Source organism: Burkholderiales bacterium, assembly GCA_036262035.1.
Lineage (GTDB): Bacteria > Pseudomonadota > Gammaproteobacteria > Burkholderiales > SG8-41 > JAQGMV01.
This window is the reverse complement of sequence record DATAJS010000010.1, coordinates 283,433-299,956: the sequence shown is the minus strand read 5'-3', so window position 1 is coordinate 299,956 and position 16,524 is coordinate 283,433. Positions and strand designations below refer to the sequence as shown.

At 68.1% G+C, this 16,524-nt stretch carries 11 protein-coding genes; 6 read left to right on the top strand and 5 right to left on the bottom strand.

The window, feature by feature from the left end; all coding sequences use genetic code 11:
- The first annotated feature begins 67 nt into the window (after positions 1-67).
- The 5 genes from VHP37_09375 to VHP37_09355 all read left to right on the top strand — a co-directional run bounded on the left by VHP37_09375 (position 68) and on the right by VHP37_09355 (position 6,327).
- The gene (locus tag VHP37_09375) at positions 68-1,666 is read left to right on the top strand and encodes a carboxyl transferase domain-containing protein (GenBank protein HEX2826542.1); all 1,599 of its coding nucleotides are present in this window, start codon (positions 68-70) and stop codon (positions 1,664-1,666) included.
- A 52-nt stretch (positions 1,667-1,718) separates the two neighbouring features.
- Positions 1,719-2,564: an enoyl-CoA hydratase/isomerase family protein gene (locus VHP37_09370; GenBank protein HEX2826541.1), complete on the top strand. Its 846-nt coding sequence runs from the start codon at positions 1,719-1,721 to the stop codon at positions 2,562-2,564.
- 2 nt (positions 2,565-2,566) lie between these two features.
- Entirely contained in the window at positions 2,567-4,762 is a 2,196-nt protein-coding gene (locus tag VHP37_09365) for a fused MFS/spermidine synthase (GenBank protein HEX2826540.1), read from the top strand.
- A 4-nt stretch (positions 4,763-4,766) separates the two neighbouring features.
- The gene (locus VHP37_09360) at positions 4,767-5,675 is read left to right on the top strand and encodes a hydroxymethylglutaryl-CoA lyase (protein HEX2826539.1); all 909 of its coding nucleotides are present in this window, start codon (positions 4,767-4,769) and stop codon (positions 5,673-5,675) included.
- Positions 5,676-5,769: 94 nt separating this feature from the next.
- Positions 5,770-6,327 carry a DUF2889 domain-containing protein gene (locus tag VHP37_09355; GenBank protein HEX2826538.1) on the top strand — a complete coding sequence of 186 codons (558 nt, stop codon included), beginning with the start codon at positions 5,770-5,772 and terminating at the stop codon, positions 6,325-6,327.
- 86 nt (positions 6,328-6,413) lie between these two features.
- Here VHP37_09355 and VHP37_09350 read toward each other — a convergent pair whose 3' ends face one another.
- The 4 genes from VHP37_09350 to VHP37_09335 form a co-directional block, all read right to left on the bottom strand.
- Positions 6,414-7,595: a M20 aminoacylase family protein gene (locus tag VHP37_09350; GenBank protein HEX2826537.1), complete on the bottom strand. Its 1,182-nt coding sequence runs from the start codon at positions 7,593-7,595 to the stop codon at positions 6,414-6,416.
- 2 nt (positions 7,596-7,597) lie between these two features.
- Complete coding sequence (locus VHP37_09345; GenBank protein HEX2826536.1) at positions 7,598-8,971, bottom strand: NAD(P)/FAD-dependent oxidoreductase; 1,374 nt, start codon at positions 8,969-8,971, stop codon at positions 7,598-7,600.
- On the bottom strand, positions 8,968-10,548 hold the full coding sequence (locus VHP37_09340; GenBank protein ID HEX2826535.1) for an NAD(P)/FAD-dependent oxidoreductase: 1,581 nt from the start codon (positions 10,546-10,548) through the stop codon (positions 8,968-8,970). The genes VHP37_09345 and VHP37_09340 overlap by 4 nt, the downstream gene beginning before the upstream one ends.
- Positions 10,549-10,683: 135 nt before the next feature.
- Positions 10,684-11,871, bottom strand: coding sequence for an aminomethyltransferase family protein (locus VHP37_09335; protein ID HEX2826534.1), 1,188 nt, complete (start codon positions 11,869-11,871; stop codon positions 10,684-10,686).
- Positions 11,872-11,941: 70 nt separating this feature from the next.
- Here VHP37_09335 and VHP37_09330 point away from each other — a divergent pair, with 70 nt between their 5' ends.
- A complete protein-coding gene (locus VHP37_09330; protein HEX2826533.1) occupies positions 11,942-12,421 on the top strand; it encodes a hypothetical protein in 480 nt (159 codons plus the stop codon).
- On the opposite strand, the gene VHP37_09325 is transcribed toward VHP37_09330, so the two are convergent.
- Entirely contained in the window at positions 12,418-16,470 is a 4,053-nt protein-coding gene (locus VHP37_09325) for a CheR family methyltransferase (protein ID HEX2826532.1), read from the bottom strand. The two genes, VHP37_09330 and VHP37_09325, sit on opposite strands and share 4 nt — an antisense overlap.
- Positions 16,471-16,524 lie beyond the last annotated feature (54 nt).

The following is a 16,524-nucleotide window of genomic DNA, read 5'->3' as shown; positions in this document are numbered from 1 at the left end:
GGAATCCATTTTCAAACCTGATACAGTCAAAATGGATCCCCGCCTTCGCGGGGATGACGAGTGTCGAATGCCGGCCATCCGTTCGAAGCTGAAAACAGACTCACCCGAATTCAAACAATCCGCGGAGCGCATGAAGCAGCGCGTGGCCGAGCTCGAGGCGCGCGTCGCGCTCGTGCGCGAAGGCGGCGGCGCGGCGGCGCGCGAGCGGCACACGTCTCGCGGCAAGCTGCTCCCGCGCGAGCGCATCGCGCGCCTCATCGACGGCGGCAGCGAGTTCTTCGAGCTCTCGGCGCTCGCGGCGTGGGACGCGTACGACGAAGCGGTACCCGCGGCCGGTCTCATTACCGGCGTCGGCACGGTCAACGACGTGCGCTGCATGATCGTCGCGAACGACGCGACGGTGAAAGGCGGCACCTACTACCCCCTGACGGTGAAGAAGCACCTGCGCGCGCAGGAGATCGCGGCGGAGAACCGGCTGCCGTGCATCTATCTCGTCGACTCGGGCGGCGCGCATCTGCCGAGCCAGGACGAAGTGTTTCCCGACCGCGAGCACTTCGGCCGCATCTTCTACAACCAGGCGAACATGTCGGCCGCGGGCATACCGCAGATCGCGTGCGTCATGGGCTCGTGCACCGCGGGCGGCGCGTACGTGCCGGCGATGTCGGACGAAGCGGTCATCGTGAAGAACCAGGGCACGATCTTTCTCGCCGGGCCGCCGCTGGTGAAAGCCGCGACCGGCGAAGTGGTCAGCGCCGAAGAGCTCGGCGGCGCGGACGTGCACACCAAGACCTCGGGGGTCGCGGACGACCGCGCGGATAACGACGAAGACGCGCTGCAGCGCGTGCGGCGCATCGTGTCTCACCTCAACCGCACGCCGGCGCAGACCTCGTCGGGAACGGCGCCGCTCTACGCCGCTGAAGAGATCTACGGCGTGCTGCCCGCGAGCACCCGCACGCCGTTCGACGTGAGGGAGATCGTCGCGCGCATCGTCGACGCGAGCGAGCTCGACGAGTTCAAGCCGCGCTACGGCGCGACGCTGGTCTGCGGTTACGCGCGCATCGAAGGACGCCTCGTCGGCATCGTCGCGAACAACGGCATCCTCTTCTCCGAGTCCGCGCTCAAAGGGACGCACTTCATCGAGCTGTGCTGCCAGCGCGACATCCCGCTCGTGTTCCTCCAGAACATCACCGGCTTCATGGTCGGCAGGAAATACGAAGCGGGCGGCATCGCCAAGGACGGCGCGAAGATGGTGACCGCGGTCGCGTGCGCCCGCGTGCCCAAGCTCACGGTGATCGTCGGCGGCAGCTTCGGCGCGGGCAATTACGGCATGTGCGGCCGCGCCTACGGCCCGCGCTTCCTGTGGACCTGGCCCAACGCGCGCATCTCGGTGATGGGCGGCGAGCAGGCGGCGAACGTGCTCGCGCAGGTGAAGCGCGAGCAGCTCGAGAAAAGCGGCGCGGCATGGAGCGAGCGCGACGAGGACGCCTACAAGGCGCCGATCCTCGCCCAGTACGAGCAACAGTCGAGCGCCTACTACGCCACGGCGCGGCTGTGGGACGACGGCATCATCGACCCCAGGCGCACGCGCGAGACGCTCGCTTTCGGGCTCGCCGTCGCGTCCGGCGCCGAGACACAGGTCACGAAGTTCGGCGTGTTCCGAATGTAGAATCCGTGCACGCTGCAGGCGAGGGCGCCTGCGCCACTCAAAAGCACCCACGATGGCCAATCAGAAAATCGTCACCCGCACCGACGAGCACGGCAATGCGACCGTCATGCTCAACCGCCCCGAAGTCCACAACGCGTTCGATCCCGAGATGGTCGACGCGCTGACCGCGGCGTTGAAAAAGCTCGGCAGGGACGAGGCCGTCCGCGCGGTGGTGCTGGTCGGCGCGGGCCAGAGCTTCTGCGCCGGCGCGGACATCGGGCACATGAAAGCATCCGCGAAGTTCTCCAAGAAGCAGAACTTCGAAGCGGCGCAGCAATCGGCGGAGATGCTGCACACGCTGTACACGCTGCCCAAACCGACGATCGCCTGCGTCAAGGGCGCGGTCCGCGGCGGCGGTTGCGGGCTCGTCGCGGCGTGCGACATCGCGGTCGCCTCGCGCACCGCGACGTTCCGGCTGACCGAAGTGAAGCTCGGCATCATCCCCTCGATGATCAGCCCGTACGTCATCAGAGCGATCGGCAGCCGCATGGCGCATCGCTACATGCTGACCGGCGAAGAGTTCGATTCGGCCGAAGCGTTCCGCATGCACCTGGTGCACGACATCGCCGAGGAAGAGGAAGTCGGCGGCAAGATCGGCGCGCTGCTCGGCGCGCTCTATTCGAGCGGGCCGCAAGCGATGGCGGCGGTGAAAGAGCTCATCCCCTTCGCCGCGGCGGCGACGATCGACGAGGCGCTCGTCGCCGAGACTTCGCGGCGCATCGCCGACATCCGCGCCACGCCCGAAGCGCAGGAAGGCCTGTCGGCGTTTCTCGAGAAGCGCCGGCCCGCGTGGTCCGAGCCGCAGCGGCAAAAACCGCGCGCCGCGAAAAAGAAGGTGAAGACCGCGAGGAAGCGCTGAGCGTGCGACGCGGCGGCGAAGCCGCCGCTCTCCTCCCGCTCTACGCCGCGGCGCTCTTCGCCAGCGCGCTGCTCGCGTTCTGGATACAGCCGCTCTTCACCAAGCTCGTGCTGCCGCGCTACGGCGGCTCGCCCGCGGTCTGGACGACCGCGGCGATGTTCTTCCAGGTCGTCCTCCTCGCGGGTTATCTCTACGCGCACGTGCTCACCCGCTACCGCTTGCGCGCGCAGCTCGCGGTGCACGCGGTGCTGATCGCGGCAGCGGTCGCGACGCTGCCGCTGCACGCCGCCGGCGTCATGCCCGCCGGGACCGCGCCGGTCGTCTCGCTGCTCGCGCTGCTCGCGTCCAGCGTGGGCCTGCCGTACTTCGCCGTCAGCGCCACCGCGCCGCTGCTCCAGCAGTGGTTCTCGCGCACCCGCCACGTCGACGCGCGCGACCCGTATTTCCTGTACAGCGCGAGCAACGCCGGCAGCCTCGCGGCGCTCGTCGGCTATCCGCTGGCGCTCGAGCCCCTCCTGGGCCTGGGCACGCAGTCGCTCGCGTGGTCGGTGGCCTACGGCGCGTTCGCGGCGGTGCTGGTCGTGTGCGGGCTGGCGGCGCGGCGGCATGCCGGAGAGCAAACCGGGGTCGGACCCCGTTCGGCGTCTGACCCCGCGCGAGCGGCAGGGTCTGACCCCGGCTTTGTCGCCGGCTGGCGCGACCGCATCCGCTGGATGCTGCTCGCCTTCGCGCCGTCGAGCCTCATGCTGGGGGTGACGCAGCACATCACGTCGGAGATCGCGGCGGCGCCGCTGCTGTGGCTGATCCCGCTGACGATCTACGTGCTCACCTTCGTCATCGCGTTCGCGCGGCGGCAGGTGGTGTCCCTGCGCCTCGTCGAGCGCATCCAGCCGATCGCGGTGATCGTGCTCGTGCTCGCGTGGCCGCTCAACAACCAGAAGAGCGTGCTCGGGCTGCACCTCGCGGTTTTCGCGATCACCGCGATGATGTGCCACGCCGAGCTCGCGCGGCGCCGGCCGGCCGTCGCGCAGCTCACCGAGTTCTACCTGTGCCTGTCGATCGGCGGCGCGGCGGGCGGCGTGTTCAACGCGATCGTCGCACCGCTCGTCTTCCACTCGATCCTCGAATACCCGATCGCGCTGGCCGTCGCGTGCGCGCTGCGCAACGTCGTGCGCTCGCCGCGCAAGCCGGTTATCGAAGGCGTCGCGCTGGTCGCGCTCGCGGCGATACTGGCGGCGCTGCTCGCCACGGGCGTGCAGCCTTTCGCGCACGGCGCGTTCGCCGTCGTGCTCTATCTGCAGGCGGTCGGCGTGCTGCTGTACGTGACGAGCGGGCGGCCGGCGCTCTTCGCGGGTGCCGTGCTCGTGACGGTGCTGCTGACGCCGCACATCCACTCGTCGGAGAAAATTCTCGAGCGCCACCGCAGCTTCTTCGGCGTGCACACCGTGGTGCGCGACGAGTCGGCCAAGTTCAACGTGCTGATGCACGGCATCACCATCCACGGCGCGCAGTGGCTGGACCCGAAGAAGCGCACGACGCCCATCACCTACTTCCACGCCGACAGCGGCATCGCGCAGATCTTCCGGGTGCTGGGCGCGGACGTGAAGCGCGTGGCGGTGCTCGGCATGGGGGCGGGAACGCTCGCGTGCTATCGCGCCCCGGGCCGCGCGTTCACCTTCTACGAGATCGACCCGGTGGTCGTGCAGCTCGCGCGGGATACGCGCTACTTCACCTATCTCTCGGAGTGCGCGCCGCATGCGAAGATCGGGATCGGCGACGGCCGGCTGTCGATCGCCGGCGACGCCGACGGGTCGTACGATCTCATCGTCGTCGACACCTTCAGCTCCGACTCGGTGCCGGTGCACATGATCACCCGCGAAGCGCTGGCGATCTATCTGTCCAAGCTCGCGCCGAACGGCATCGTGGTGTTCCAGGTCACCAACCAGTTCATGGATTTCGTGCCGATCCTTTCGCGTCTCGCCGCCGATGCCGGCGTCACCGGCGTCATGCCGGGTCCACAACTCGAAATCCAGTTCGACGAGCGCCTCGCCGCGCTGCCCTCGCGCTGGGTCGCGATATCGCGCGATCCGCACCGGTTCGATGCGCTCATGGAGAAAGAGTCGTGGAAGCCGCTGCCGACGGTCGCGGGCAGGCCGTGGACCGACGACTACTCCAACGTGCTCGGCGCGCTAAAATGAGCGGATGACTCTCCCCTCCAAAGTCCGCATCGTAGAGGTCGGTCCGCGCGACGGACTTCAGAACGAGCCCCATCCCGTACCCGCGTCGGTGAAGATCGAGCTCATCGATCGCCTGAGCGACGCCGGCCTCCCGGTCATCGAAGCCACCGCGTTCGTGTCGCCGAAGTGGGTGCCGCAGATGGCCGACAACGCACAGGTGATGGCGGGCATCAGGAAAAAGCCCGGCGTCGCTTATCCCGTGCTCGTGCCGAACCGCAAAGGCCTGGATGCCGCGATCGCGGCGGGCGCGGACGAGATCGTCGTCTTCGGCGCGGCGACCGAGAGCTTCTCCAAGAAGAACACCAACTGCTCGATCGACGAAGGCCTCGCGCGCTTCACCGAAGTCGCGGAGGAAGCGCTGAAGCAGGGATTGAAAGTCCGCGGCGACATCTCGGTGTGCCTCGGCTGCCCGTACGAAGGCGACGTCTCGCCAGAAGCGGTGGTGCGCGTCGCGCGCGAGCTCGATGCCATGGGATGCTACGAGATCACGATCGCCGACACCATCGGCACCGGCACCGCCGGCAGCACGCGCGCGGTGGTCGAGGCGGTGGCCAGGCACATCCCGGTCGAGCGGCTCGCGGGGCATTTCCACGACACCTACGGACAGGCGGTCGCCAACGTCTACGCGGCGCTCGAATGCGGCATCGCCACGTTCGACAGCTCGGTCGCAGGCCTCGGCGGCTGTCCCTATGCCAAAGGCGCGACCGGCAACGTCGCGACCGAAGACGTGCTCTACATGCTGAACGGTCTCGGCGTCGAGACCGGCATCGACATGGACAAGCTCGTCAAAGCCGGCGACTTCATCTGCACAGCCCTCGGCAAACCGACCAACTCCAGAGTCGCGAAAGCGCTGTCCGCGCGTCGTTCGACGTGACGCCGTGTGTCACGCCGTCCTGGCGAACGCCAGGACTCCTGTTGAATTTCGATTTTGAGAATGAATGCTGGCGTACGCCAGCATGACGAAAATCATGCCGCTACCTCAATCGGCTGCACGCAAGCTCATCCACACCCGCCGCATCGAAGTGCAGGGCTTCGAGCGTGAAGACGGTCTGTGGGACGTCGAAGCGCACCTCGTCGACACCAAGGCCGTGCCGCATTCGCGCCGCAACGGCGGCCGCGACCGCAAGCCCGGCGAGCCGGTGCACGACATGTGGCTGCGGCTGACCGTCGATCTGGACATGATCGTGCACGACGTCGAAGCGTGCACCGACTCCGGCCCGTATGCGATCTGCGGCGACATCACGGTCAACTTCAAGCGGCTCATCGGCCTGAAGATCGGCCCCGGCTGGCGCAAGGAGATCCGCGCGCGCGTCGGGGGCATCGAAGGCTGCACCCACATGGCCGAGCTGCTCGGCCCGCTCGGCACCACCGCATTCCAGGCAACCGGGCGCGCACGCGAAGCGCGCAGCGCGGGTAAGCCGATCACCAAGAAGCCGTATCAGATCGGCTCGTGCCACATCTACAAGGAAGACTCGCCGGCGGTGAAGCAGCGGTGGCCGCAGTGGGCCCAGGACGCGAAGAGGTGAGGAGATAGGGGTGATGAGATAGAGGTGCTGAGATAAAGGTTGTACCTCCTTCACCTCATCACCTTCATCTCGTCACCTTCACCTCATCACTTCTCCGCCAGAAACCGCTCCGCCAGCCTCACCCAAAACGCCGCGCCGACGCACAGGTTCGCGTCGTTGAAATCGTACCTCGACGTGTGCAGCATCGGCACGTCGCCGACGCCGTTGCCGATGCGGATCAGGCAGCCCGGCCGCTGCTCGATCATGTACGCGAAATCCTCGCTGCCGGTGATGCGGTCGATCTCGCTCACGTTCTCCGGCCCCACGATCTCTTCGGCGACCCGACGCGCGAGATCGGTCTCGCGCTCCGAGTTGACGAGCACCGGATGGCCGAGCTGGTAATCGACCTCTGCCACCGCGCCGTAGCTCGCCGCCTGCGACTCCGCGAGCCCGGTGATCCTCTGCTGTAGGAGCTTCCTCACGTCGGCGTCGAACGAGCGCACCGAAAGGCCCAGCGTCACGTCGGTCGCGATGACGTTCATCGCCTTGCCGCCGTTGATCGTGCCGATCGTGACGACCGCGGTCTTGGTCGGATCGACGTTGCGCGCGACCACGGTCTGCAGCGCCATGACGATGCCCGACGCGGCGACGATCGGATCGACCGTGAGGTGCGGGCGCGCCGCATGGCCGCCGCGGCCTTTCACCGTGATCGTCACGCGATCGGAGGCCGACATGAACGGACCGGCGTGATAGCGGAACGCGCGCTCGGGGCTGCCGGGATGGTTGTGCAGGGCGAACACCGCATCGCACGGAAAGCGCTCGAACAATCGGTCGGCGAGCATGCGCTTGGCGCCGCAGTCGATGCCCGCCTCTTCCGCCGGCTGGAAGATGAGGTTCACCGTGCCCGAAAACCGCCGCGTCGCCGCGAGCGCCTGCGCCGCGCCGAGCAGCATCGTGGTGTGGCCGTCGTGTCCGCAAGCGTGCATGAGTCCCGCGTTCCTGCTCGCATACGGCAATCCGGTCTCTTCGGCGATCGGCAGCGCATCCATGTCGGCGCGAATGCCGATGCGGCGCGTGCCGGTCCCCGCCTCGAGCGTGCCGACGACGCCGGTGCCGCCGACGCCGGTCGTGACGTCGTAACCCCATGCCTTCAGCTTCTCCGCGACGAGCGCAGCCGTCTGGAGCTCCTTGTGGCCGATCTCGGGATTCGAATGGATGCGACGGCGCAGCTCGGTCAGATCGGCCTGCGCGGGCTCGAGGTCCCGCAGCGTGGTGAAGGTGGTTTCCATGGTCAGTCCTTGAGAACGGTCGAAGCGGCGTGGGCGCCCGCAGCGCCCGGCAAGACACCGCCCGGGTGCATCGCGACACCGCACAGATAAAGGCTGCCGATCGGCGTGCGATAACGGGCGAGCTGCGGCAGCGGCCGCATCCACAGCACCTGGTCGAGCGCGATCTCGGCATGGTATGCCTGTCCCTGCGGCCAGCCGTACTGCGCTTCGAGATGCGCCGGGGTCAGCACTCTCGATTCGACGACGCGATCGGCAAAGCCGCGCGACGCCGCGTCGATCTTCGCGATCGCCGCATCGGCGAGCGCTTCGAAACGCGCGCCGTCCCACGTGCCTTCGCGCAGCGCGTACGGCACGTACTGTACGTGAGCGTGAACGCGGTGCTCGCCGTCGTGCGTCGCTTCGATCACCGGCGCCGCCGAGACGCGGCCGTATTTCGAGTCGTCGTGCGCGCGCTCGATGTAGTCGAGCGACGGCGCGATCACGAGCGTCTCGAAATCGGGCGGCGCATTCAGCGTGAACGTCAGCCGCGCCGCCACGCCGCGGCTGCGGATGTTGCGCAGGGCGCGCACGAGCTCGGGATCGAGGCAGGCCGCATCGACCAGCCCGAGCAGCGTGCGCTTCGGATCGAGCGCGGACACGACGACGTCGGCGTCGAGCGTCCGCCCGTCGTCGAGCACCACGCCGCGCGCGCGGCCGTCGGCCACTTCGATCCGCATCGCATTCGCTTCGATCCGGTTCGGCGCTTCCGGCACGTCGTAGCGCTCGCGCGGCGGTCGCCCGAACACTCCGGGCGCGCAGCCGACGTGGTGGTGCAGCAGGTTGAACGCAGTGCCGCCCGAGCGCGGTCCCTGCGCGAGGTGCCTCACCGCCACCGCGCCGAGCACGCCTTTGACGGCGTCGTTCTCGAACCATGCATCCAGCAGGTCCGCCGCGGACATCGGCAGGAGGCGCAGGAGCTCGTTCGTGCCGGCGGCGCCGAGCTTGCGCAGCCGCAGGCCCGTCCGCAGCAGATCGACGAGACCGCCGGTCTGGTGCGTGAGCGGATCGGGCGGCGGTTTCGAGTAGATGTCCTCGAGCACCACCGCGAGCGCATGCAGGCGCTCGCAGAAGCGCGGCCAGCGCTCGGCGTCGCGCGCGGAGATCCTGCCGATCGCTTCGGCGGTGCGCGCGATGTCGGCGGTGAAGTCGAGGCGGGTGGCGTCGGGGAGGATCGCGGATGCCCAGACATCGCTCGAACCCCACCCCCACCCTGACCCTCCCCCTGAGGGGGAGGGAACGTTGTTTTCGCCGACCAGCACGACGTCCATCCCGCCCTTCGCCAGCTCGCGCGCCGCCACCACCGCCTCGATGTCGCTCCCGAGCACGATCGCTTTCATCGCGCCCCCTTGAGGATCGTGATCGCCGCGTTGCGCCCCGACGCGCCCATGACGCCGCCGCCGGGATGGGTGCCCGAGCCGCACTGATACAGCCCGTCGATCGGCGTCCGGTACTTCGCCCAGCCCGGCACCGGCCGCAGGAAGAACATCTGCTCGAGCGCGAGCTCGCCGTGGAAGATGTTGCCTTCGGTGATGCCGACGACGCGCTCGATGTCGGCGGGGGTGATGACCTGCCGGTGCAGGATCGCCGATTTGATGTTCGGCGCGTACTGCGCGAGCGTATCGATCACCGTGTCTCCGAACGCTTCGCGTTTCTCGTCCGTCCATCCCCCCTTCACGTTGTACGGCACGTACTGCACGAAGATCGACATCACGTGGCGGCCCGGCGGCGCCATCGAAGGATCGATCATCGACGGGATGACGATGTCCATGTACGGCTGCTTCGACACTTCGCCGTACTTGGCGTCGTCGTATGCGCGCTCGAGGTAATCGACGCTGGGCGAGATCGAGATGGCGCCGCGCAGGTGCGGGCCGACGCCGGGCAGGCACGTGAAATTCGGAAGCTCGGACAGCGCGAGATTGACCTTGCCCGACGAGCCGCGGAACTTGAAGTTGCGGATCGCGCCGGCGAAATCGCCCGGCAGGTGCTGCTCGCCCACGAGCTGCAGGAAGGTGCGCCGCGGATCGGCGTTGGAGACGACGATCTCCGCGCGCAGCTCGTCGCCGTTGTCCAGTACGACGCCGGTGGTCCGGCCGTTCTCGAGGAGCACGCGCGCGACCGGCGCCTCGGTGCGGATCTCGGCGCCGGCGTCGCGCGCCGCGGCCGCGATCGCGGCGCTGACCGAGCCGTTGCCGCCTTTGGCGAAACCCCACGCGCGGAACACCCCGTCGATCTCCCCCATGTAGTGATGGAGCAGCACGTACGCAGTGCCGGGAGAGCGTGGACCGAGGAAGGTGCCGATGATGCCGCTCGCGGACTTGGTGGCTTTCAGCGCTTCGGTCTCGAACCATTCGTCGAGATAGTCCGCCGAGCTCATGGTGAGGAGCTTGTGGAGGGCGTAGAAGCGCTCGCGGCCGAGTCCCCGCAGCTCCCTGGCGAGCTTCCACAGGCCATGCACGTCGCGCCACGCGAGCGAGGTCGGATCGGGCGGCGTCATGCCGATGAACGGTTTCACCGCGCGCGCCATCTGGTACATGAGGCGGCCGAACTCGTCGTACGCCTCGGCGTCCCGCAACGAGTGCCGTGCGAGCTCGCGGCGGTTCTGGTCGTGATCGCCCCATTGGCCGAGGTAGTCGCCGTTGGGGAGCGGGGTGACCGTGCTCTCCAGCGGCAGGATGTGCAGGCCGTGCCGCGGCAGGTCGAGGTCGCGGATGATCTCGGGCCGCAACAGGCTCACGACGTACGAGAAGACGGAGAAACGAAACCCCGGGAACACCTCCTCGCTGCGCGCGGCGCCACCGACGATCTCGTTCTTCTCGAGCACGAGCACGCGCTTGCCCGCGCGAGCGAGATACGCCGCGCACACCAGCCCGTTGTGCCCGCCGCCGACGACGATCGCGTCGTATTTCTCAGCCATGGCGACACTCGTCATTGCGAGCAGCGCGATGCCGAAGCCCCGGAACAGCATCCGGGGGACGAAGCAATCCGGGAGCGTCCGTTGCGTGCGCCACGAGATCGCGTCGGCGTCTTCGGCGCCTCGCGATGACCGTTGTCATTTCCGTTTCCTCTCCGGGTCGAAGAACGGCTTCTTCGCCACGCGCGCGAGGGCGCGGCGGCGGTGGTGCTCGACGGTCATTTCGATCTCGAGCGTCCGGCCCACCTCGGCGTAGTCGGATTTGAGGTGTGCGAGCGCGATGTATTTTTTGAGCAGCGGCGACCAGCCGCCGCTGGTGGCGTAGCCGGCCTGCTCGTCGTCGTGATAAATCGGCACGCTGGTACGCCACGCGGTCGACGGCAGCTGCGGCGCGAGGCCGACTTCGAGATACAGCGCTTCGAGCGAGTCCCAGTCGACCTCGATGCCGACGAAGCGCCATTCCGGTCCGCGCTCGCTCTCGCGCGACAGGGCTTCGCGCCCGACGAAGTGCGGCTTGGTGAGATCGACCGTCCACGCGAGGTCGAGCTCGTACGGCGACGAGGTCTGGCGCGCGATCAGCGCTTTTCTCGCCGAGACGTAATCGACGTCGAGCAGCATGAGGCCGGCTTCGATGCGCGCGACATCGAGCGCAAGCATGCCGGCCGGGACGATGCCGTACGGCGTGCCGGCTTCGATCAGCGCATCCCACACGCGTAAGCTGTCGCGCGCATCGAGCCAGATCTCGTAGCCGAGGTCGCCGGTGTAGCCGGTGCGCGAGATCGTCACGTCGACGCCCGCGATGGTGAACGATGCGATGCGGAAATAGCGCAGCGCCGCGACGTCATCGCCGGTCGCGGCTTCGAGAATCCTGCGCGCGCTCGGCCCCTGCAGCGCGAGCGCCGCGATCCGCTCCGAGACATCCTCGATCGCGACGTCGAGCCCGAACGCGTTGTCCGCGAGCCAGCGCAGGTTGGGGTCGGCGCTCGTCATCCTGAACTCGCTCGGGCCGAAGCGCGCGAGGGTGCCGTCGTCGAGCACCTTGCCGTGGTGGTCGCAGAAGCAGGTGTAGAGCACCTGCCCGATGCCCGACTTCGCGACGTTGCGCGTCGCCACACGGTCGAGCAGGCGCGCGGCGTCGTGGCCGGTCACGCGGTACTTGTAGAGCGGCGAGATGTCGAACAAGGCGGCCGAGCTGCGGATCGCGTGATACTCGCGCTCGTGGTTGAACTCGTAGACGCTGGCGACCACGTAGCCCGCCCAGCGCCGCCAGGCATGGGAGAGGCACAGCGCGGACGTCCGCGCGTGAAAAGGCGTGGTCTTCAGCATCCGGGTCGGGAATGGCGGAACGCCGCTATTATCAACGAAACAGTCGCACCGCCGGGCGGTCCAATCCAGGATGAAAGCTCTTTGCCTCCTCGCCTGCGCCGCCGTGCTCGCGCTCGGCGCCTGCGCCGTCAACACGCGCGTCGTCCAGCTCGATCCGGGCAAGGTCTATCCGCCGACGCAGTCGGTGGAGATCCTGCTGCAAAAGCCCGATCGCCCCTACGTCGAGATCGCGCTGATCGAGTCCGAAGGCGCGTCGGAAGCGGACCTCCTCAACGACGCTCGCGAGAAAGCGAAAGCGCTGGGCGCCGACGCGATCGTGCGGCAGGACGTGGAGCGCATCTACCACGAGCCGACGACGGTCTACGACCCGTTCTACGACCCGTTCTACTTCGGGCATTACCGCTGGCGGCCCTATCCCTTCTACGGCTCGCCATGGGGTCCGGCGTGGGGTCCGTTTCCCTATCCCTACCGCGTGGTCGGCGGCGGCTACACCTACGTGCTGAAAGCGCTCGCGATCAAGTACGCCGCCCCGCGGCAGCCGTCGCGCTAGCGCGCGATCTCGCTCTCGATGTCTTCCACGCTCGCGGGCTTCACGACGTAGCCGTCGAATCCCGCGACCTCGGCCTGTTTGCGCGCTTCGGGATGGCTGTAGCCGCTGAGCGCGATCAGCCGCACGCCGTCGCTCGCGGCGGCCTTCAGGCGCCTCGCCAACTCGTAACCGTCCATGTCCGGCATGCCGATGTCGATCAGCACGACGTCTGCCCTGAAGCTGCGGATCGTCTCGAGCGCCTGCGCGCCGCTCGTAGCGATCTCCGCCGCGTGGCCGGCGATCCGCAGCGACATCGCGGTCGCTTCGGCGCTGTCGAGGCTGTCGTCGACCACGAGCACGCGCCGCGGCCGGATTTTGGGAACGGCCTGCTCGACCGGCGCCGGAACGGCCGCCGCGTCCGCGGGGACCTTCGGCAGGCGCACGACGAACTCGCTGCCCTCGCCCTGGCCGGCGCTGTGCGCTTCGACCGTGCCGCCGTGCATTTCGACGAGCCGCCGCACGAGAGTGAGGCCGACGCCCAGGCTGCCGGAGTGCTCGATCGCGCGGTCGGCGCGCATGAAGAGGTCGAACACGTACGGCAGCTTGTCGGCGTCGATGCCGATACCGTTGTCGCGCACGCGCAGGACCACCTGCTCGCCGTGGGCGGCATCCCCGCACCTGACGCTCAGCCAGATGCGCCCCCCGGCGGGCGTGTACCTCGAGGCGTTCTGCACCAGATTGCCGACGACCTGCTCGAGCCTCACCGCGTCTCCGTCGACGAAGCACGGCGTTGCCGGCAGGTCGACGTCGAGCGTCTGGCGCTTGTCGGCAATCACCGATTCGTTCTGCTCGGCGACGCGCCTGACGAGCGCGCCCATGTCCAGCGACCCGCGTCTGAGCTCGATCTGCGACACCGCGATGCGCGAGACGTCGAGGAGGTCGTCGATCAGCCGCGCCATGTTGGCGATCTGCCGGTCCATGATGCGCACCGCCCGCGCCTTCTGCTGCGGCTGCGCCTTGTCCGACTCGAGCACCGCCACGACGTTGCGCAACGGGGCGAGCGGATTGCGCAGCTCGTGCGCGAGCATCACGAGAAACTCGTCCTTGTGCCGGTCCGCGGCGACCAGATCGTCGGCGAGGGTGCGCAGGATGCGCTCGGACTCCTTGCGCGCGGTGATCGTGCGGTCGGCCTGCACGACGAGCTTGCGCCCTTCGGTATCGGTGACGACCACCATGCGCGATTCCACGATGATCTTCTGCCCGTCGCGCCGCGTGTGCACGAGCTCGCCGCTCCAGTGCGCCTGCGCCGCCAGCGCGTCGCGGTAGGCGTCGTAGGGAGGCGTGGCGATCAGCAGCTCGTGCGCCCTGCGGCCGACCGCCGCCTCGCTCGTGAAGCCGTACGTCTCTTCCGCCGCCTTGTTCCAGTAGTTGATGTAGCCGTCGAGCTCCCACATGACGATCGGCTCGTGCGCCTGGTTGAGGAGCTCGGTCTGCTGGCGCAGCATCTCCTGGCTGCGCTTGAGCGAATCGACGTCGACGAGCACGACGACCGCGCCGTCGATCTTGTTCTCCAGCGTGCGATACGGCCTCACGCGCAGCAGGTACCAGCGGCCCTGCCGGTCCTGCACCTCGCGCTCGCGGACCGCGACGCTGTCGACGGCTTCGGCGATGAGCTGCTCGAGATCGGGGACGTCCAGGTTGATCTTGATGTCGGACACCGGGCGACCGACGTCGGTCGGGATCAGGTTCAGCAGCTTCTCCGCCATCGGCGTGAAACGGCGGATGCGCAGGTTGGGGCCGAGCATGACGATCGCCATCTGCACGCTCGAGAGCAGGTTGATCAGGTCGTTGTTGGTCTGCGCGAGCTCGGCGTTGCGGCCGTGGAGCTCGTCGTTGACCGTGGCGAGCTCCTCGTTGCTCGACTGCACTTCCTCCTTGGAAGTCTCGAGCTCCTCGTTGATGCTCTGCAGCTCCTCGTTCGCGGACTGCACTTCCTCGTTGGCGCTCTGGAGCTCCTCGTTGGCGGCTTCCTGCTGTTCGATGACCGACTGCAGGTACTCGCGGGTCGCGGCGAGCTCCTGCTTCAGCTGCCCGATCTCGTTCTGCGTGGCGTCGTCGGCGGCGGCGGGGGCAGCCGGCGCCGCCTCGCGCCTCGGCGCCTCCTGGAAGATCACCATGAAAAGGTCGGCGCGCTCGACGCCCGATTTCACCGGGATCACTTCGACGTTGACCTTGCGCTCGGCGCCGTTGACGCCGACGGTGAGGCCTTCCTGCCGCACCGGCGCCTCTTCCATCTTGGCGCGCTGTATCGCCGAGCGCACGCCGAGCACGAGGCCTTCGCGCAGCATCTTCAGCAGGTTCAGCGTCGCGCGGCCGGGCGCGGGCGCGAGATAAGGCGAGGTGTTGCCGCGATAGTGAACGATCTCGAGATCGCCGCGCACGAGCACCGACGGCGGCGCGAAGCGCGCGACGAGCAGCCGGTCGATCTCGCGCTGGGGGTCGACCGCCTTCGACTCGAGCTGCGGCAGGTAGGTCGGCGTCCCGACGACGGCCGGGGTGCGCGGCGACTGCGCAGTCACCAGCGGGATGTGGCCCGCCGCCGGCTTCTTCGCGTAGATCTTGTAGCGCGTGTTGCGCAGGTCGAACAGGTCGCGATACGAACCGATGGTCTCCGACGTGCCCAGCCAGAGAAAGCCGGTGGGCCGCAGCGAGTAGTGCAGTATCGGTATCACCTTCTGCTGCAGCTCGGTGCCGAGGTAGATCAGCATGTTGCGGCAGCTCACGAGGTCGATGCGCGAGAACGGCGGATCGTCGAGCACGTTGTGTCGCGCGAAGATGCACGCGTCGCGGATGGGCTTGGCGATGCGGTAGCCGCCTTCGGTCTCTACGAAGAACCGCCGCAGGCGTTCGGCGCTGACCTCGCCCACGCTGCTGCGCGAGTACAGGCCGGCGCGCGCCTTCTCGATGCTCGCGGCATTGAGGTCGGTCGCGAAGACCTGTACCGGTATCGACCGGCCGAGCCCTTCCGCGAACTCGGCGAACGCCATGGCGAGCGAATACGCTTCCTCCCCGGTCGAGCAGCCGAGCGTCCAGATGCGCACCGGGTCGTGGCGCGAACGATTGTGCGTGAGGGGCGGGAAAACGTCTTCCTTCAGAGCGTCGAACGCTTCCGGGTTGCGGAAGAAGCTCGTGACGTTGATCAGGATGTCCTGATACAGCGCTTCCGCCTCGGACGGCGTCGACGCGAGCAGCTTCAGGTACTCGGCGATGCCGTCGAGCTTGTGCAGCACGATGCGCCGGATGATGCGGCGATAGAGCGTGTTGCGCTTGTACTGCGTGAAGTCGACGCCGGTCGCCTCGCGCAGCACCTCGAGCACCGGGTCGAGGTCGGGCACTTCGTCCGACGCCGGCCCCTCGGTCGCGGCGACGATCGGGTGCGTCGCGATGCGCGCGAGCTCTTTCGCGATGTCGACGGGGTTGAGCACGAAATCGACCGCGCCGGTCTGGATCGCGGTGCGCGGCATGCTCGTCTGCTCGGCGGTGTCGTCCTGCGCGAACGTGATGCCGCCCGCGGCCTTGATCTCCTGTATGCCGAGCGCGCCGTCGGACGCGCTGCCCGACAACACCACGCCGATCGCCTTGTGCCCGTGATGCTCGGCCAGCGAGTGGAAGAAATGATCGACCGGGCGATGATGGCCGGCGCCGGCGGTACGCGGCGTCAGGTGCGCAATGCCGTCGGTGAGCGCCACGTCGTGACCGGCCGGCAGCACGTACACGTGGTTGGGCTCGAAGCGCAGGCCGTCCGTGAGCTGCGAGATCGGGAGCGCCGAGCATCGCGCGAGCACCTCGGCAAGCGCGCTCTCGTGCTTCGCCGGCATGTGGGTGACGAGCACGTACGCCATGCCCGCTTTCGGCGACAGCGCGCCGAGCATCTCGCGGAACGCGTCGAGGCCGCCCGCGGACGCGCCTATGCCGACGATCGGAAACGCGCCTGCGCCGGGCGGCGGCGGTTCGTCGTGCGTGTCGCGAGCCGCTGCTTCGGCGGGCTCATCGCTTTTCCTGCGGGCCATCTCTCGTGCTCTCGGCGTGGTTGGAGACTGCGCCAGCCCCGAGTTTATTTCAAG